Annotated in this window: 16 protein-coding genes and 1 pseudogene; 9 read left to right on the forward strand and 8 right to left on the reverse strand. The window is 71.5% G+C overall.

Features of this window, described 5'->3' with window-relative positions:
- Positions 1–32 precede the first annotated feature (32 nt).
- From ACZ562_RS03680 to ACZ562_RS03690, 3 genes are all read right to left on the reverse strand, one after another.
- The gene (locus ACZ562_RS03680) at positions 33–1,157 is read right to left on the reverse strand and encodes a M24 family metallopeptidase (RefSeq protein WP_471173785.1); all 1,125 of its coding nucleotides are present in this window, start codon (positions 1,155–1,157) and stop codon (positions 33–35) included.
- A gap of 128 nt (positions 1,158–1,285) precedes the next feature.
- Positions 1,286–1,909 carry a LysE family translocator gene (locus ACZ562_RS03685; RefSeq protein WP_471173788.1) on the reverse strand — a complete coding sequence of 208 codons (624 nt, stop codon included), beginning with the start codon at positions 1,907–1,909 and terminating at the stop codon, positions 1,286–1,288.
- Positions 1,910–1,982: 73 nt separating this feature from the next.
- Positions 1,983–2,849: a LysR family transcriptional regulator gene (locus ACZ562_RS03690; protein ID WP_471173790.1), complete on the reverse strand. Its 867-nt coding sequence runs from the start codon at positions 2,847–2,849 to the stop codon at positions 1,983–1,985.
- An 86-nt stretch (positions 2,850–2,935) separates the two neighbouring features.
- On the opposite strand from ACZ562_RS03690, the gene ACZ562_RS03695 reads away from it, so the two are divergent.
- On the forward strand, positions 2,936–3,676 hold the full coding sequence (locus tag ACZ562_RS03695; protein ID WP_471173793.1) for a CTP synthase C-terminal region-related (seleno)protein: 741 nt from the start codon (positions 2,936–2,938) through the stop codon (positions 3,674–3,676).
- 109 nt (positions 3,677–3,785) lie between these two features.
- On the opposite strand, the gene cyc2 is transcribed toward ACZ562_RS03695, so the two are convergent.
- The gene (gene cyc2, locus ACZ562_RS03700; RefSeq protein ID WP_471173795.1) at positions 3,786–5,942 is read right to left on the reverse strand and encodes a germacradienol/geosmin synthase Cyc2; all 2,157 of its coding nucleotides are present in this window, start codon (positions 5,940–5,942) and stop codon (positions 3,786–3,788) included.
- A 92-nt stretch (positions 5,943–6,034) separates the two neighbouring features.
- Between cyc2 and ACZ562_RS03705 the strand changes: the two are divergent.
- Positions 6,035–6,199: pseudogene (locus ACZ562_RS03705) on the forward strand (cytochrome P450); the annotation flags it as partial.
- Here the strand turns inward: ACZ562_RS03705 and ACZ562_RS03710 are convergent.
- From ACZ562_RS03710 to ACZ562_RS03720, 3 genes are all read right to left on the reverse strand, one after another.
- On the reverse strand, positions 6,171–7,376 hold the full coding sequence (locus tag ACZ562_RS03710; protein WP_471173797.1) for a damage-control phosphatase ARMT1 family protein: 1,206 nt from the start codon (positions 7,374–7,376) through the stop codon (positions 6,171–6,173). The pseudogene ACZ562_RS03705 and the gene ACZ562_RS03710 overlap by 29 nt on opposite strands.
- 22 nt (positions 7,377–7,398) lie before the next feature.
- Positions 7,399–8,046 (reverse strand): ScbR family autoregulator-binding transcription factor, encoded by a 648-nt coding sequence (locus ACZ562_RS03715; protein WP_471173799.1) that lies wholly within the window; start codon positions 8,044–8,046, stop codon positions 7,399–7,401.
- 93 nt (positions 8,047–8,139) lie between these two features.
- The gene (locus tag ACZ562_RS03720) at positions 8,140–9,078 is read right to left on the reverse strand and encodes a ScbA/BarX family gamma-butyrolactone biosynthesis protein (protein ID WP_471173801.1); all 939 of its coding nucleotides are present in this window, start codon (positions 9,076–9,078) and stop codon (positions 8,140–8,142) included.
- Between the two features lie 134 nt (positions 9,079–9,212).
- Between ACZ562_RS03720 and ACZ562_RS03725 the strand changes: the two genes are divergently transcribed.
- From ACZ562_RS03725 to ACZ562_RS03755, 7 genes are all read left to right on the forward strand, one after another.
- Positions 9,213–9,866, forward strand: a complete 654-nt coding sequence (locus tag ACZ562_RS03725) for a ScbR family autoregulator-binding transcription factor (protein WP_471173803.1) — start codon at positions 9,213–9,215, stop codon at positions 9,864–9,866.
- A complete protein-coding gene (locus ACZ562_RS03730) occupies positions 9,863–10,717 on the forward strand; it encodes an NAD(P)H-binding protein (RefSeq protein ID WP_471173804.1) in 855 nt (284 codons plus the stop codon). Before ACZ562_RS03725 ends, ACZ562_RS03730 begins: the two co-directional genes overlap by 4 nt.
- A 249-nt stretch (positions 10,718–10,966) precedes the next feature.
- Positions 10,967–11,881, forward strand: a complete 915-nt coding sequence (locus ACZ562_RS03735; RefSeq protein WP_471173806.1) for a lytic polysaccharide monooxygenase auxiliary activity family 9 protein — start codon at positions 10,967–10,969, stop codon at positions 11,879–11,881.
- Between the two features lie 332 nt (positions 11,882–12,213).
- Positions 12,214–13,224: a substrate-binding domain-containing protein gene (locus tag ACZ562_RS03740; protein ID WP_471173808.1), complete on the forward strand. Its 1,011-nt coding sequence runs from the start codon at positions 12,214–12,216 to the stop codon at positions 13,222–13,224.
- Positions 13,225–13,422: 198 nt separating this feature from the next.
- A complete protein-coding gene (locus tag ACZ562_RS03745; protein ID WP_471173810.1) occupies positions 13,423–15,744 on the forward strand; it encodes a sensor histidine kinase in 2,322 nt (773 codons plus the stop codon).
- Between the two features lie 11 nt (positions 15,745–15,755).
- Complete coding sequence (locus ACZ562_RS03750) at positions 15,756–16,187, forward strand: roadblock/LC7 domain-containing protein (RefSeq protein WP_471173812.1); 432 nt, start codon at positions 15,756–15,758, stop codon at positions 16,185–16,187.
- 1 nt (position 16,188) lies between these two features.
- Positions 16,189–16,551: a DUF742 domain-containing protein gene (locus ACZ562_RS03755; protein WP_471173813.1), complete on the forward strand. Its 363-nt coding sequence runs from the start codon at positions 16,189–16,191 to the stop codon at positions 16,549–16,551.
- 95 nt (positions 16,552–16,646) lie between these two features.
- Here ACZ562_RS03755 and ACZ562_RS03760 read toward each other — a convergent pair whose 3' ends face one another.
- Positions 16,647–17,603, reverse strand: a complete 957-nt coding sequence (locus ACZ562_RS03760; RefSeq protein WP_471173815.1) for an ABC transporter substrate-binding protein — start codon at positions 17,601–17,603, stop codon at positions 16,647–16,649.
- Positions 17,604–17,816: the final 213 nt, after the last annotated feature.

Consider the following 17,816-nt stretch of genomic DNA (forward strand, 5'->3'; position numbering starts at 1 on the left):
CGTCCGGGGTGGTGGAGGGGCTCTGGGCTCGGTCAGTCCACTATGACCATCTCGCGTGTCGTGTCGTTGAGGCGGCGGCCCCCGTTCCCGGTGACCGTGACGATGTCCTCGATGCGTACCCCGAAACGGCCGGGCAGATAGATGCCGGGTTCCACGGAGAAGCACATTCCGGGCACGAGGGGCTGCTCCTCCCCCTCGATCACGTACGGCGGCTCCTGCGTGGTGACGCCGATGCCGTGGCCGGTGCGGTGGATGAAGTACTCGCCGTACCCGGCCTCGGCGATGACCGCGCGGGCGGCCCGGTCGACCTCCTGGCAGGCGGCACCGGGCCGCACCGCCGTGAAGCCCGCTTCCTGGGCCTCGCGCACGATGTCGTGCACCCGGCGTTCCTCGTCGGTGGGTTCGCCGACGTGGACGGTGCGGGAGGTGTCGGAGCCGTAGCCGTCCTTCAGGCCGCCGAAGTCGAGGACGACCATGTCGCCGCGTCCGATGACCCGGTCGCCGGCCTCATGGTGCGGGTCGGCGCCGTTCGGGCCGGAGGCGACGATGGTGAAGTCCACCCGGGAGTGCCCGAACCGCCGCAGCAGGGCGGCGAGGTCGGCAGCGACGTCCGACTCCCGGCGCCCGGCGAAGGGCAGGTTCCGGATCTCCTCGAACGCCTCGTCGGCGGCCGTGCCGGCGGCGGCCAGCAGGTCCAGCTCCGCCGCGTCCTTGACGGCACGCAGCATCGGCAGGGCCTCGGTGAGGGACACGTAGGAGGTGCCGGGCAGTGTCTTCTGGAGGCCCAGCAGGTGCATCGCCCAGGTGTTGTCGCTGATCCCGAAGCCGCCGTCGTCCAGGAAGGCGGCGGTGACGGCATAGGGGTCCTTGCCGTCGGTCCAGTCGCGCAGGGACAGCGCGGGAGCGCCGGCGGCCTTCGCGGCGTCCGAGGCCTCCAGCGTGGGGACGACGAGGACGGGGTCCTGTCCGGGGGTGAGGACCAGCAGGGTGAGCCGTTCGGTGGCCGCGGTGGGGGCGTATCCGGTCAGCCACACCAGGTCGGGGCCCGGCGCCACCAGAAGCCCGGCCAGGCCCGAGTCGGCGGCGGCCCGTGCGGCGCGCTCCATGCGGGCCCGGTAGTCGTCGACGGTGAAGGGCGCGGCCGTACTGCCGGTCATCCGGGCCTCCCTGGGCAGCGGGTGTGGGGGCTGCGGGCGGTGAAAGGACTACGGGCAGCATCCTGCCCGGACAGAGGGGGCAGCGCGAGCCGGTCGGCCGGGTTTTCGCAGGCGCCCCCGGCCACGCGTCAGCTCTCCAGAGCCAGGCGGACTCCGAGGAGCAGCAGCACACCCCCGGAGATCTGCTCAAGGCGCCGGCGCACCCCGGTACGGGACAGGACGGTCCTCAACCGGTCGACGAACCACACGTACAGGCCGTAGTAGCCGACTTCGTAGACCGCCCACAGCGCGGCGAGTGCGACCATGGCCGGCAGGTGGGGCGCTCCCTCGGGCACGAACTGCGGCAGGAAGGACAGGGCGAAGACGGCCGCCTTGGGGTTGGCGAGGTTGAGCAGCAGCCCGCCGCGATAGGAGGCCCAGCCGCTCTGCACGGTGTCCCCCGGTCCGCCGTTCTCCGGTTCCCCCTTGGTGCGGCGCGCCTGCCGCAGCGCCTGGACGCCGAAGCCGACGAGGACGACCGCGCCGACGATCCGCATCACGTCGTACGCCGTCTCGGAGGCCGCCAGCAGCGCGGTCAGGCCGAACGCGGCGACGACGCCCCAGACGAAGACTCCGGTCTCGTTGCCGAGCACGGTCAGGAAACCGGCACGTCTGCTGTGCAGGGACCGCTTGATGATCAGCACCGTGCTCGGGCCGGGTGAGGCGGCGATCAGGGCGCAGGCTCCGAGGAAGGCGATGAGGGTGCTCAGCATGGGCTCATCGTGACGCGCACGGCCGGAACCGGCCAGAGGTTTTCTCCGGGGGCGCCGCGGCCGGGCACGGTGGTCAGCCGGGCGCCCGCACGGCCTCCGCCAGCGCCGCCGCCGCGCCCCGGAGCGATCCCGCGTACACCAGTTCCGTCCGGTGAACCAGACGTGGTTCGGTGACCGGGACGGCGACCGCGCCCGGCACTCCGGTGGCCGCCGACCGGGGCAGCAGGGTCAGGCCGTGCCCCGCGGCGGCCAGGGTGGTCAGGACGCGCACGTCCGTTCCGTCGTAGCGGAGGGCCGGCCGGAAGCCGCGGCCGCCGCTCGCGGCACGGAGCCGGTCCAGGGGCAGGCCGGCGTCGGGAGCGTCGAGCCAGCGGGCGTCGACGAGGTCTGCGAGGCGCAGCCCCGGGCGCCGGGCCAGCGGATGCGTGGCGGGCAGGAGGACGCAGACGGCCTCCTCTCCCACGCCGCGCGTGGTCAGCGGCGCCACGTCGGGCAGCGGCAGCGGGTCGCTGGGCGCGGCCAGGCCGTCGACCAGGCCCAGATCCGCCGTGCCGCCGGCGACGGCAACCGGGATCTCGTCGCGGGCCAGCACCCTCAGCGTCACCCCCGCGGCCGGGAGCGCGGCCACGGCACGCGGCCCGAGCGCGGTCGGTGCGGCCACGAGCGTCAGCCCGTGCTCGGGCGCGGCCGCCATCCGTACGACGTCCGCGCGGGCCGCGTCCAGGCGCAGCAGCAGCGGGCCCGCGTGTTCGAGGAGCCGCTCACCGGCGGCCGTGGGTGCGACGGGGCGGCGGGTGAGCAGTGGCGCGCCGAGGTCCTGTTCGAGCGCGGCGATGTGCTGGGACACGGCGGACTGGGTGTAGCCCAGCTCGCGCGCGGCCTCGGAGAAGGAGGCGAGGCGGGCGACGGTGACGTACGTGCGCAGGAGGTGCGGGTCCACGCCCACCAGGGTGCCATCAGAATCGCTTATCGACAGTCCAGCAATCATCGTTGGACGTGAACCACGGGCGCACCCAGGATGGGGCCATGACGAGCAACTCAGCACGGACCGCCCGGCTCGCCCTGGTCGGCGACCGTTCCCCCGACGTCGTGTCCCACACGCGCATCCCCCACCTGCTCGACACCCTTGCCGCACGCGACCGGCTGGTCCTGGACGCCTACTGGATCCCGTCCGAGGAGGCCGCGGACGAGGACGTCGTGCGCGGGTTCGACGCGGTGTGGGTGGTGCCGGGCAGTCCGTACCGCAGCGAGGCCGGGGTGCTCGCGGCGATCCGCACCGCGCGCGAGGCGGGCATCCCGTTCCTCGGCACGTGCGGCGGGTTCCAGCACGCGCTCCTGGAGTACGCCCGTGACGTCTGCGGGCTGACCCGCGTGGCGCACGCCGAGAACGACCCCGACGCCGACGCCGACGACCTGCTCATCGAGCCGCTGGCCTGCTCGCTCGTCGGCCACGAGGCCGTGGTCGCGGTCGAGCCCGGCTCCCTCGCCCAGTCCGTGATCGGCTCCGAGCGGACCGTCGAGCGCTACCACTGCGCGTACGGCCCCTCCCGCCACCTCGACGCCCTGCGGGCGCACGGTCTGCGCTTCTCCGGGCACGACGAGGAGGGCAACGTCCGGATCGCCGAACTCCCCGGCCACCCCTTCTTTCTTGCCACGCTCTTCCAGCCGGAACTGTCCGGCGACGGCTCGCGCCCCCACCCGGTGCTGCGGGCGCTGGCGCGCGCCGCGGTGGAACGTGCGGCACAGCACGAAGATTTGATCAACTGATGGGCGGGGACAACAGGGAGGCACCTCTGCTCGGCTGGTCGGTCATTGTGTCGTGCCAGACTCCTGAGCATCGTGTTCGACCTCTTGAGACGGCCCCGGCTGCCCCGGATCAGCCCACCGGTACAGCGGGCGCCCGGTCCGGGAGGAAGCGGTGGGAGCGGCGGGAGAGGTACTCGGGCTTGTAGCGGTCGACCCTGCGGTGCCAGTTCAGGATGCCGGCCATCCAGTTCTGCAGGTCGGCCACATGGCCCCGCATGATCTCGCACGCCTCGTCCGAGAGGCCGAAGTCCTTGTAGACGACGGGCAGCTCGTGTGCGGCGACGTGTTCGAACTGCCGCATGCGCTGGGTCATCAGGTCGTGGACGACTCCGAGCGCGGTCGGGTAGTCGATGCCGAAGAAGTTCTGCACGACGAGGATGGCGTTGTGGATCTCGCCCTCGTACTCGATCTCCTTCTGGTACGAGAAGACGTCGTTGACGAGGCACGCGTAGTCGACAGCGGCGTTCTCCAGCGAGCGGACGGGGCCGCTGCGGTACACCTCCGGCGGGACGGCGGGACCGTGGCCCATCCGGCACAGGCTCATGGTGAGGTCGGCGCCGAAGGTGGCGCGCCGCATCTCCAGGTAGTCGACCGGGTCGGGGATGCGGTGCTGGAGCTGGTTGGCCAGCTCCCACACCCAGCTCTCGGTCATGACGTTCACCGCGTCCTTGAGGGTGCGCCGCTGCCCCGGGGTCATCTCCGCCGTCGTACGCGCCCACAGGTCGGTCAGTCCGCGCTCCATGCCGTTGAGCGGGGCGACGGTCTTCTCCCCGTCGACGGGCATGCAGGCCGCCAGGCGTTCGGTGGTGAGGCGGGCGGCCGCCAGGTCGCGGCGGTGCCCGAAGACGAGCGGGTAGTAGTCGTCGCCGTACGTCCCCCAGGCGAGCCACTGCGAGCTGAGGTCGAGGGCCTCGGGCGTCGCGTCCGGATCGAGGCCCGCCGAGCACAGCGGGAGGTCGGCGGCGGCGAGCCTGTCCTCGTCCCAGACGCCTTCCTGGAGCATGCCCATGCGGTGCATCCAGCCGGTGAGGCGGTCGCGGGCGCCGGCCAGATGCGGGCTGATCTCCACCTGGAACGGCATGTAGAAGTCGGGGAGCAGGGACGGGCCGGCCTTCTGGTACGGCACGTGAGTGTAAGCGCGCAGACGCTCTGCGCCGGCCGAGGCGAGCAGCGCGCCGACGTCCGCGGCGGAGGTGCCGGGCCCGGTCGGGCGCTGCCACGGCACGGTGGCCCGTGCGCGTGCGTTCATGTAACGGCTGGAGCGCATGTGCCATTCGTGACCGCCGGACTGCCAGTCCTGCAGGCCCTGGGTGTACTTGGCGACTGCGGCGACCTCGGCGGGGCTGAGGCCCTTCTCCACGACGAGCGCGGGCACTTCGGTGAGCGCGGTGTGCTCGAACTGGTGGAGGCGTGAGGTGAGGACGTCGTTGACGGTCTCGGCGGCCTCCTGGGTGGTGCAGCCGAAGAAGGTCTCAAGGACCAGCACGCCGTTGCTGAGCTCGCCCTCGTTCTCGACCTCCCGCTGGTAGGAGAACAGGTCGTTGCGCAGGTGGACGCCGTCGGAGAAGGTCTCCATCAGCACCCTGAGCGGCCTCGACCCGGCGACGGACACCGGGACTTCGGCGGTCGCGTACTCCACGAGCCCCGCCGACCAGGGGGCGCCCCCCACCTTCCGGCGCATCTCGATGTACTCGACGGGGTTGGCGATCCGCCCCTCGTTGATGTTGGACAGCTCCCACAGGGACTCGTTCAGCAGGTGCTCGGTGGCGACCGCGAAACGCCGGCGCCAGTCGACGGACATGGACGGCACCGTGCGCGCCCACAGGTCGGCGAGACCGGCCTCGACCGGGTTCTGCGGTTCGGGCACGGGAGTCGACAGGTCGAGCGGCATGAACAGGGGCAGCCGGTCGAGGTAGGCCTTGCCTCCGGCGCGGTCCTGGGTGCGTTTGAAGGTCTCCAGGAAGTGGTCGTCGAAGAAGAAGACCCACACGTACCAGTCGGTGATCAGCGAGAGGGCGGGCGCGTCGCAGTCGGGGTGGGTGCAGGCGCAGAGCAGGCCGTAGTCGTGCGCGTCGAGATCGGCCTGCTCCCAGATGCCGGACCCCTCCAGCATGCCCATCTCGCGCGCCCACCGCGTCGAGTGGGCGCGGGCCTCGTCGACATGGGGGTTCAGCCGCGCCACGTACGGCATGTAGAAGTGCGGGAGTTCGAAGGGCTGCTGCGTCATGGCCGGGCCCTACCCAGGGCCGTTCGGCGGCATCCGCGGGCCGGGACGTGATCACACCATCGCGTGAAATCGGTGCGGTGGGCAGATGACCGCCGCACGTCTGTCCGGGCGCGCACTTCGCCCGGCTGCAGCTGCGGGTCCTCTACCGGGAGGTGCTGCGGGTGCTGCCCGAAGCGCCACGGACCGCCGGGCCTGCGGCACGCCTCGTGTCGAACTTCATCAACGGGCTCAAGTCCCTGCCGCTGCGGGTGGCTTGAGGGCGAGGGTCCGCACCTGGATCAGCGCATGGGTCCCGCCGGTCCGCCAGCGCTGTCCTTCCGCGGCGACCAGCGCGGCCTCCGTGCGGGCGTCGAGGCCGGTGATGACGTCGGACTTCAGGGTGCGCAGGGCGGCGACCGGTCCCGGGAAGTACGCGGCGGCCTCGGCGAACGGCGTGGTCGCGGGCCACAGCCGGTCGCCCACCAGGCGGCGGTAGTTGAGGTCGCCCTTCACGATGGTCAGCGCGGCCGCGGCGCACTCCTCGCGGAGGTCGGCGGGCATCTGCGCGTACGGCAGCGGGGCGCAGGAGAAGGGGTGGGCCCGGACCGTGAGGCGGCCGTCGGCCATCGCGGACCAGAGGAGGTTCCCGTACTCGGCGGCGGTCCCCGGAGCTCCTGTCAGCCTGCGCAGCGCGTCGACGACGTCGGCGGTGGTGGCGTCGGAGACGTAGTACGGGTACGGCTTGACGTGCAGGACTGCCCGCTCGACGCGCCGGCGGTCGAGGAGGTGGGCGATGAGGAGCAGGTCGGGGATGAGTTCGCGGCCCGCGTTGTCGGCGATCAGGCACAGCGTGCCCGTGCCGGTGAGCAGCGGCAACAGGGCCTCGCTGTCGTCGGCGACCAGGCCCTGGGCGGCGGCCGGGCTGCCGGGGTGCGCGGCGGAGAGGCGGAAGCCGAGGTCGGCGCGGTTGCCCCACAGCGAGCCGTGCAGCAGGGCCTGTGCCTGCTCGTCGGCGGGCCGGCCGGCGAGGCCGTCGAGCGCGGCCAGTTCCTCGTCCGTCTCCGGGGCGTCGAGCTCGGCGAGCTTGAAGGGGCGGAATGGGTCGACGCCCTGCCAGGGTCCGGGTCCGAAGAAGCCGACCGCGTCGAGGAGCCGCCGGTAGAAGTGGCTCTCGGACCACAGCCAGGGCACGTCGAACCAGGACCGGCCGGTGTACTCGCGCATCCCCCAGTCGTCCCAGCGGGCGCGGTCGTGGGCGTCGGCGGGAAGGGGCTCGATCACGCCGTTGGTGCAACTGTCGAGCAACGCGTCGAGTGCGCGGTGCTGCCCGGGGCCGTACGGGAAGGCTTCCCGCACCTGCCGGACGATCGCGGGATGCCGTTCGGCGAGGACGCTGTGCGGGAACGAGCCGGGTTCGTTGCCGAGGATCACGGGCGCGGACGGGGTGTCGGGCATGCGCCTCACCGTATCGCGGGCGTCACACGGTTCTGATCTCCCGCTCCAGCTGGGTGGCGAGGGTCAGATAGCGGGCGCGGCGGGGCACCGGGACCATGCCCCGGATCAGGATCTGCCACATCTCGGCCAGCCGGCGCGGCTGCCGTCTGACCGGTTCGACGGAGCGGCCCACCACACGGGTGCCGACGAAGAAGCAGACCAGTGAGTGGGCGACGGCCTCGATGTCGGTGTCCGGGTGGAGGTCGCACTCCTTGACCGCGCCGAGGAGTCTGCGGGAGGCGATGTCCAGCCACTCGGCGAAGGGGTGCCTGAGCGGCGGGCGCACCTCGACTCCCCCGGTGGCCAGCCGGAGTCCGGCCCGCGGGATGGGCCCCTCGACGGACAGTCGTGCTATGCCGAACGTGATGCGCATCAGGGCTTCGAGCGAGGTGCAGTCCCTGGCGTCCATCTCGTTGGTCAGCCGGCGCGAGGCTCTGGACTGGAGTTCCATGATGGCGTGGGCCAGGTCCTCCTTGGCCGCGAAGTGGAAGTACAGGGCGCCCTTGGTGACTTGGGCGTGGTCGACGATGTCACTCAGACTGGTCGATTCGTAGCCCTGCCGGTCGAACAGGTCGGCAGCGGCCGTGATGATGGTCGCGCGGGTCTGCTCGGCGCGTAACTGCCTCGCCATCGACTGAACACTCCTGGGATGGAACCGGACTGACTCCTGATAACGAAAAGAACGGGTCATGCCGTTTGTTTCTTACTCCCCGTACACGATATCTCACCGTGCGCCGGTCCCGACGCGGCATTCAAAGACGGTCGACTCACCCTGTTTTCCCACGACTTGTATATGCCCGTCGTCCTCGTCCGTGACCTGGATCCAGGTGGGGCGGTCGAGTTCGGCGTACTGGCGGAAGACGGTGTGGAACGCCGTCGGCGGCCGGGGGCCGATGTCCCGGGCCCGTACCGCCTGGCGGGCGGCCTCCAGGAGGAGCATGCCGGGCACGTGGTCAAGGGGATGGTCGAAGAAAACGGGGTGGGTGGTATCGACGCGCAGCTGCCAGCGGTCGCGGCGGCGGGTCGGGGCCAGGACGACGTCCGCGGGCAGGGGCCGGTCCACGGCGCAGGCCGGCAGGCCGGGCGGAGCCGGCAGTGCGGAGACGGTGTCCGGGGTGCGGGCGCCGCGCAGTCGGCTGTAGACGTTCTCGCTGGTCCAGGAGACGGCTATGTGCCCGGTCGCGACGCTCTCGCCGTCGAGCCGTATGTCCGCGTCGTAGCGGATGGCCGTCGGGCGGTCACCGCGCCGGCGGACCTCGGTGACGGTGACGCCGAGGACCGGCTCGGCCGGTACGGGGCCGACGGCCAGGTGCTCGGGGCGCGTGGTGACGCGCAGTTCGTGGAGTACGAACCGGTGGCCGAGGGGAACGCCGTACTCCGTGTGCGCGAGGAGCGCCCCGCACTGGCGGACGGTCTCGGCGACCAGCAGCGGTTCGTACGACGCCCGGTCCGACGACACATGTAACGGGTGGGCCCGGGGCCACTGGGCGGAGACGGTGAACCGGTCGGGTCCGGTGCCGGTCCAGCCGGTGAGGAAGGTCTCCGCGACGGCCGCCCGGTGCACCAATTGACGGGGCACGGTGGCCGTCAGGATCTTCGGGGTCCCGGTCGTCTTCGGGGTCCCGGTTGTCAAGGTCTCGGCAAGCTGGGGCAGTTGAGGCATGTCCCTCCCTCGGACCCCCCGAAAGCAATGACGGACGGCGACGTGGCCGTGCCGGTGAGCGCTAGAGTACGAGGCGGACGGTTTGTTTTCAATGAGACCCGTGATGCCCAACTCGGCGCAGGGGAGGAGCTCTTATGGCACGACAAGAGCGCGCCATCAGGACGCGCAAGGCGATTCTGGAGGCCGCGGGCGCGGTCTTCGACGAACACGGCTATGCCTCCACCACCATCGCGATGGTCCTGGAACGGGCCGATGTCACCAAAGGCGCACTGTACTTCCACTTCCCCTCCAAGGAATCCCTCGCCCAGGCCGTGCTCGACGAGCAGCTGCCGTTCGGTGCCGTGCCGCCGCACCCGTGCAAGCTGCAGGAAATCATCGACATCACGTTCGTCTTCGGGCAGCGGCTGACGCACAACTCCCTGCTGCAGGGCAGCGTGCGGCTGACGGTGGACCAGTGCGCGCCACCCGGCGTCGATCACACCGGGCCGTACCGGCAGTGGACGGACCTCTTGGTGGGGCTCCTGCAACAAGCCCGCGAACGAGGCGAGTTGCTGCCCACGGTGGAGCTGAAGGACACGGTGGAACTGCTGGTCGGCGGCTTCGCGGGCATTCAGCAGATGTCACGGGCGCTGACAGGCCGCGAGGACCTCGGGCACCGGATCTCGGTCCTGTGGTCCCACGTCCTGCCGAGTATCGCGGTGCCGGGTCTGCTCCTGGGCCTGGACAGCAAGCCCGACCGGGGCACCCGGGTCCTGGCCGACATCGAGCTGGCGGGTACTGAGCCGTGATCCTGCTGACCGGAGCGACCGGTACCGTCGGACGGCTGGTGGGCCGGCGTCTGTCGGGCGTCGCGCGGCTGCGGCTGCTGACCCGGGATCCGGACCGCGCCGCCGCCCTGGCCGGCCCCCGGGCCGAAGTGGCCGGCGGTGACTTCGCGGACCGTCCGAGTCTGCACCGGGCGCTGACCGGTGTACGGTCTGCCCTGCTCGTCACCGCCGACCCGCTGACGCACACCCACGACGAGCACTTCGTGGCGGCCGCGCGGGCGGCTGGCGTAGGGCATGTGGTGAAGCTGTCGGCCCTCGCGGTCACCGATCCCGGGGCGACCGACCTGATCACCGTCTGGCAGCGGACCAACGAGCAACTTCTTCTCGGATCGGGGCTGTCGTGGACGCTGCTGCGCCCGCGCGCCTTCATGACCAACACCCTCGGCTGGGCCCGCTCGGTCCGGGAGGAGGGCGTGGTGCGGGCGCAGAACGGCAGCGCCGCCAACGCGACCGTCGACCCGCGGGACGTCGCCGAGGTGGCGGCCCAGGCGCTGCTGGCCCCGGACGCCCATGCGGGGCGTGCGCACGCGCTCACCGGGCCCGAGGCGATGAGCCCGGTGCGGCAGACCGAGATCCTCGGGGAGGTTCTGCACCGCCCGCTGCGGTTCGTCGAGCTGACCGAGGACGAGGCCCGCCGCCGGCTGCTCGCCCGCCTGCCCGCTCCGGTCGCCGACGCGCTCGTGGAGAGCGCCGGGCGCGGGCGGGCGGGGGCGAAGACGCGGGTGGACCCGACGGCGGCGGAGCTGCTGGGCCGGCCTGCGGGCGGCTACCGGGAGTGGGCGCGGGATCATCTGCCGGTGTTCCGGGGGTGAAGTCCGGCGCGCGGACAGGGTGTGACCGACATACGCACGACGGGCCGGCCGGTCCCCCTGGAACGATGGGCAAAGGGCTGGTCATGCGGATACGGGGAACCCCTTGCCCCGGCCGGAAACACACCCTCGATACCGGCCAGTTGACCGGCAATCGCCCCCTGTGAGGCATGCGGGGCTGAACGCGCCCGGCCAATTTTCCGTACTCCTCGGGAGCAGACCGTTCCCGCCTCGGCCGAGGAGACGTTCCGGATGTCCCGGATGACCGCACACCGCACCGCCCTGGCGGCCGCCGCCCTCACCCCGATCCTGCTCACGGTGGTGACGTCGGGGCCGGCCCAGGCGCACGGCGCGCCGACGGATCCGGTCAGCCGGGTCTTCGCCTGTTCCCCCGACGGTGGCGGCCCGTCCCGCTCGGCGGCGTGCCGGGCGGCCGTCGCCGCGAACGGGGCGTCGTTCGCGGCCTGGGACAATCTGCGGGTCGCGAACGTGGGCGGCCGCGACCGCGGGACGATCCCCGACGGCAAGCTGTGCAGCGGGGGCCTGTCCGCCTACAAGGGCCTCGACCTCGCCCGCCCGGACTGGCCGTCGACCCGGCTGACACCCGGTGGAACGCTGACGATGAAGTACGTCTCGACGATCCCGCACACCGGCACGTTCCGGCTCTACCTCACCAAACCCGGCTACGACCCGGCGAAGCCGCTGAAGTGGTCCGACCTGCCGGAGAAGCCGTTCGCCGAGGTGAAGGACCCGGCGCTGACCGACGGGGCGTACCGCGTCGAGGCGAAGCTGCCGGCGGACCGGACGGGGCGGCAGGTGCTGTACACGATCTGGCAGAACAGCAGCACACCGGACACCTACTACTCGTGCTCCGACGTCGTGTTCCCCGCAGCCGCGAGGGGTGGTGGAGGTGACGGCGGCGAGGACCGTACCAGCGGCAGTCCTTCGCCGACGGCGGCCAGCAGCCGGACGGCTTCCGCGAGCCCGGCCGAAACGTCGGCGGCGCCGCGCACCGAGGGTGGTACGGCGCCCGGGAGCACGCCGGTCGCCGCCACCGCCGACGCACCTGCGGACGGCCCTTCGGCCCCGTTGCTTGCGGGCGGCGCCGCCGCGGTGCTGGTACTCACCGGCGGCGCCACCCTGGCCCTGCGCCTGCGTCGGCGCTGACTCCTCGCCGTTCGCGGTCAGTTGACGCTGACCGCGTCAACTGGCGTCCGGACGGCACGGACGAGGAGGAGATCCGGGACGAGGACATCGCGATGTACGGGGCGGTTGCGCGCAAACCGAGCCGACCGGGCCGCAGTGCTTCCATGTGAACAGAAGATCATCACAAGGCGGCAGTGACAACTCACTCCAGGTGACCGCTCACTTGACTACCGGCGGTCACACACGATTGGCTCCGGGCCAGCGAGAGTCGCCCGGTCTTCGCACAGCCTCGTGCTGTCCGGCTGTGCTCTCCGTTCCCCCGGCTCGGCCGCACAGCGAGGTGCCGCACCGTCATGATCACTCCTTCCCCGCCGCACGCCCCCTCCGGCTTCGCCCGCATCGCGGCCTTCGCGGCCGCCGTGTGTCTGCTGATGGCCGGCTGCTCCTTCTCCGCCGGGTCGCCGGGTTCCGGCACCGACGCGGCGGGCAGGTCGGACACCACCCGGATGAAGGTCGCCCTGGTCACCCACGGCGGACGCGGGGACGCCTTCTGGGACCTGGTGAGGAAGGGCGCCGAGGCGGCCGCCGCCAAGGACGGCATCGACCTGACGTACGCCAACGAGCCCGACGGGGCGGGCCAGGCCGAGCTGGTGCGGGACGCGGTCCGCGACAACGTCGACGGCATCGCGGTGACCCTGGCCAAGCCGGAGGCGATGAAGGGCGCGGTCGCCGAGGCGAAGGCGGCGGGCATACCCGTGATCGGTCTCAACTCCGGTATCGACGCCTGGCGGTCGGCGGGGCTCCTGGCGTACTTCGGCCAGGACGAGAGCGTCGCGGGCCGCGCCGTCGGCGACAAGCTGGACAGCCTGAGGGCCGAGCACGCCCTCTGCGTCATCCACGAGCGGGGCAACGTCGCCCTGGAGGCGCGCTGCGCCGGGGTGAAAAAGACGTTCGACGGCCAGACCGAGATGCTCTACGTGGCGGGCACGGACGCGGACGCCGTGAACGCCGCCCTCACGGCGAAGCTGCGGCAGGACCCCAGCATCGACGAAGTCGTCACGATGGGTGCGCAGTTCGCGCTCGCCGCGGTCAAGTCGGTGAAGCAGGCGGGCAGCAAGGCCCATGTCGCCACCTTCGATCTCAACAAGGACCTGGTCAAGGCGGTGCAGAGGGGTGACGTGCAGTTCACGGTGGACCAGCAGCCCTACCTGCAGGGCTATCTCGCCGTGGACTCGCTCTGGCTCTACAAGACCAACGGCAACGTCAGCGGCGGCGGCGTGGCGCCGGTGCTGACCGGCCCCGCATTCGTGACCAGGACAAACGTCTCCGCCATCGCGAAACTCGCCGCGGGCGGAACCCGCTGACCGGACACTTCGCACACGGGTGTCACCCAAAGAATCGGTTCACCCGGGGCGCGTACCGGCACATGTACGGATAACATCCTGCGCACCCCTTGTGCCGTACCGGACACGCGGTCACCCGCCGCGCTCGTCCCCCCGCTCCCCCCTCCCCGCTCCCACACCGCCCATCGACCGCTTCCCGCTCCCCGCACTAGGACGACGATGTCTGAACGGACAGGCGCCCGGCGCCGTCTCGCCTCCATACGTCTCTCCCTGATCCTCCTCGCGCTGGTCCCCGGCGTGACCCTCGCCGCCATGTGGGGCGTGACGACGACGCAGATGTTCGCCGAGGGACTGCGCCTGCGCTCGCAGACGGAGCTGAGCAGGTCGACCGGGGCCATGGGCACCGACGCGACGCTGGCGCTCCAGCGGGAGCGCAGTCTGTCGGCCGCGCGGCTGGCCTCGCCCCATGGGTCCCGGGCCGCGCTGGACACGCAGCGCAGGAGGACGGACAAGGCGGTCGCGAAGCTGGCCGGCCGGTCCGAAGCGATCCGCCAGGCCCCCGCCCGGGTCGCGGACCGGCTGTACTCGGTCGTCGGCTCGGTGGGGAGCCTGGAGTACTACCGGGGCCAGGTGGACGATCCCACGGACATCACCGCCCAGCAGGCGCTGGACCAGTACACGTCGATCATCGACGACCAGGTGCACGCCTTTCAGGAGCTCTCCCAGGTCGACGACGGCGACCTCACCTCGCAGGCCGGCCCGCTGGTCGCGCTGGAGCACGCGGCGGAGCTGGTCTCCCAGGAGGACGCGCAGCTCACGCTGGCCTGGCCGTCCGGTCATCTGGACGAAAAGGCCTGGACGCGGGTCGCACAGCTGGTCAACACCCGCCGCTGGCTCGTGGAGGACCAGATCGTGCCCCAGCTGCGCGGCAGCACGAAGACGCGGACCGAGCGCATCCTGCAGAGCCCCGAGTGGCAGACGATCCAGGACATCGAGGACCGGGTGCTCGCGGCCCGGACGGCCGGCGGCGCGGGGATGAGCGCGCTGCCGGCCGCGGAGCAGCAGTGGAGGGCCGCGCTGGAGAAGGTCTCCGGCCAGTACACGGCCCTGATCCGTAGCCAGACGGCGGAACTGCTCACCCGTAGCGCCGACAAGGCCCACAGCCTGCTGGTGACGGCCGGCTCGCTGAGCGCCGGCGGACTGGCCGCCCTGCTGCTGTGCGTGGGCATGTCGTGGCGGATCACGCGTTCCCTGTCGCGGCGGCTGCGCGGCCTGCGAATGGCCACCCTCAGTCTGGCCCGGGAGCGGCTGCCCGACGTGGTGGCCCGGCTGAACCGGGGTGAGAAGGTCGACGTCGACCTGGCGGCACCGCCGCTGGACTACGGGCGCGACGAACTCGGCGAGGTGGCCCAGGCGTTCAACACGGCGCAGCGCACGGCGGTGCACACCGCGGTCGAACTCGCGGACACCCGGCGAGGCTTCCAGAAGGTGATCCTGGGTATCGCCCGGCAGAGCCAGAACCTGGTCAACCTCCAGCTCAGCAGGCTCGACGCGCTGGAACGCGAACACCAGGACCCCGACGTCCTCAAGGGCCTGTACGAACTGGACTCAAACGCCAGCCAGTTGCGCCGCTACGAGGAGAACCTGGTCATCATCAGCGGCGGGCAGCCCCGGCGCAGCTGGACCGAGCCGGTCGCGCTGATCGACATCCTGCGCAGCGCCGTGGGCGAGGTCGCCGAGTACCAGCGGGTGGAGGTGCACACCGACGAGGATCTGTACCTGGCCCCGCCGGTGGTGGCGGACGTGATCCATCTGCTGGCCGAACTCATCGACAACGCGACCGCCTACTCCCCCGCGCCCAGCCCCGTCAGTGTCCGGGCCGTGATGGTCGCCAAGGGTCTGGCCGTCGAGGTCGAGGACCGCGGCCTCGGCCTGTCCGAGGAGGATTACGCGTCGTTCAACGCCCAGTTGGCCGAGGAGCCGCAGTTCGACGTCGTGGCGCTGGCAGACGACCTGCGGCTCGGCATGTTCGTGATCGCCCGGCTCGCCACCCGGCACGGTGTCGCCGTCACCCTGCGTCCCTCGCCGTACGGCGGAACCACCGCGATCGTGCTGCTCCCGCACGACATCGTGGTGCGTGAGGCTCCGGAACCACCCGCCCCCGAGGCGGCCGCCCCCGAGCCCGCGCGGGAGACCCGGCCCGTCGTCCCCGCGCGTACGTCCGCCGCCCCCGCCCCCTCGCTCGTCGCCGGGCGGAACGGTCCCGCACCGCTGCCCCGCCGGGTCCCGCAGACCAGCCTGGCCGTCGAACTGCGCGAGGAGTCCGCGCCCGCCGAAGAGGAAGGCTCGGCGGAGGAGTTCACCGCGGAACGCGCCGCCTGCTCACTCACCGGGTTCCAGCGCGGCACACAGCGGGCGCGGGACGACGGCGCGCAGGCGCAGTACGACCAGGGGGAGGAGGCCGCACCGGAGGACCCCTTGGCACAGGTCCCCGCCGCAGACACAGCAGTTCCCTCGAGTCCGCCCGCCGACCGCTCCTGAAGGACACCGACATGACACGCCCAGCCCCCGCCACCCATTCCCAGGTCGACCAACTGCTGACGGGCCTCGTCGACAGGGTCGCCGACGTGAGCCACGCCGTCGTGCTCTCCGAGGACGGGCTGGTCGTCAGCAAGTCCACGGGGTTCCTGCGCGACGACGCCGAACGGCTGGCGGCGACCGCGTCCGGGCTGATGAGTCTCAGCAAGGGCGTGAGCATGGACTTCCGCGGCGGCCCGGTGCGCCAGGCGCTCATCGAGATGGCGAACAGCTATCTGATCCTCACGTCGGCGGGTTCCGGCGCCCATTTCGTCGTGCTCACCGGCCCTGGCGCGGACGTCGGTGTGGTGGCGTACCAGATGAACATGCTCGTGAAGAAGATCGGCGAGCATCTCAGCGCGGCACCGCGGGGGGGCGTCGGTCCCGCGGCCGGCTCCGGCGCGTGAGGTGAGCCAAGGCGACTCGGCGGGCCGGCTCGTACGACCGTTCACCCTGACCGGTGGCCGGACCCGGCCCAGCCGCGCCGACTTCACCCTCATCACGACGGTGACCGCGGTGGATCCGCCGCCCGAGTGGGCGGCCCGGCCGCAGCCCGAGCACGCGCGGATCCTCCGGCAGTGCGCCCGGCCGGTCGCCGTGGCGGAGCTCGCCGCCCATCTCGACCTTCCGGTGAGCGTGGTCGTGATCATGCTGTGCGATCTGCTGGAAGCGGGCCGGATCGCCGTCAACCCGCCGTATCCCGTGCGCCGCGACCCCGGCCTGGACCTGGACCTGCTGCAGAAGGTGAGGGACGGCCTTGGCCGGCTCTGATCCCGCCGCGGGTGCGGGCGTGGTGCCCTGGCGCTGCCGGAGGACGTGCCGGTGCTGCTGTGCGACGCGCGCGAGCGCGAGTCGGGTACGTGACGTCAGGCCAGGCCGGCCGCCTTCAGCCAGGTCCTGGCGACGTCCAGCGGATCCTTCTTCTCCAGCTGGACCTGGGAGTCCATGTCCAGCAGCGCCTTCGTGTCCAGCTTGGCCGAGACCGCGTTGAGTGCGGCGACGCCCTCCTTGGAGAGGCCGCTCTTGTGGACCAGCGGGGTCACGTTCGCGAAGCCGAAGAGGTTCTGAGGGTCCTGGAGGACGACGAACTTCTCCTTGGTGATGGTCGGGTCGGTGGTGAAGATGTCCGCGGCCTGCACGGTGTTCTTCGTCAGCGCCGCCTGGGTCAGCGGACCGCCCGCGTCGAGCGCCTTGAAGGACTTGAACTTCAGGCCGTACTCGGACTCGAGGCCCACCAGGCCCTGTTGCCGGGTCTGGAACTCGGGCGAACCGCCGATGACCAGGTCAGGGGCGATGTCCTTGAGGTCCTGGAGAGTGGACTCGCCGGTGAGGCCGTACTTCTTCGCGGTCTTCGCGTTGACGCTGACGGAGTCCTTGTCCTCGGCCGGCGCCGACTCCAGCAGCGTCAGCTTCGAGTCCAGCTCGGCCTTCACCGCGGCGTTCACGGCCTCGGCCGACTGCTGCGGGGCCTTGGCGTCCAGGTACGCGAGCAACGAGCCGTTGTACTCGGGCAGGACCGTGACGGAGCCGTTCTTCAGCAGGCCGTAAGTGGTCTCGCGGCTGCCGATGTTGAGCTTGTACTCGACCTTGACGCCCTTGGCCTTCAAGGCCTCGCCGTAGATGTCGGCGATCAGGATGCTCTCGGCGAAGTTGTTGGAGCCGACGACCACGCTGCCGCCGTCGGCCGGCTTCTCCGAGAGCGGGTCGGAGGTGTCGTCGGACGAGGAACATCCCGCCAGCAGGGCCGCGGCAGCGGCGAGCGCGACGGCGGCCACGCCGGGATGGTTCCTGATGGACCTGCTGTGTGGGGCGGTAGAAGTCACGATTCCCGTTCCGGACTCTCGGCGGTGCTCGGAAGCTCTTGCACTGATCCAATCCAGCGGGTTCTCGGTCAGTCAAGAGCAGCCTCGTTACCAATGTGCTTCAGCGGGTGGCTGATTGTGCTGGTGGGGGGGGGGGGGGGGGGGGGGGGGGGGGGGGGGAGGGAGAGGGGGGGGGGGAGGGGGGGTTTTTCGGGAAAGCAGGGGAAAACAGAA

It is taken from the genome of Streptomyces sp. NPDC040410 (assembly GCF_055595715.1).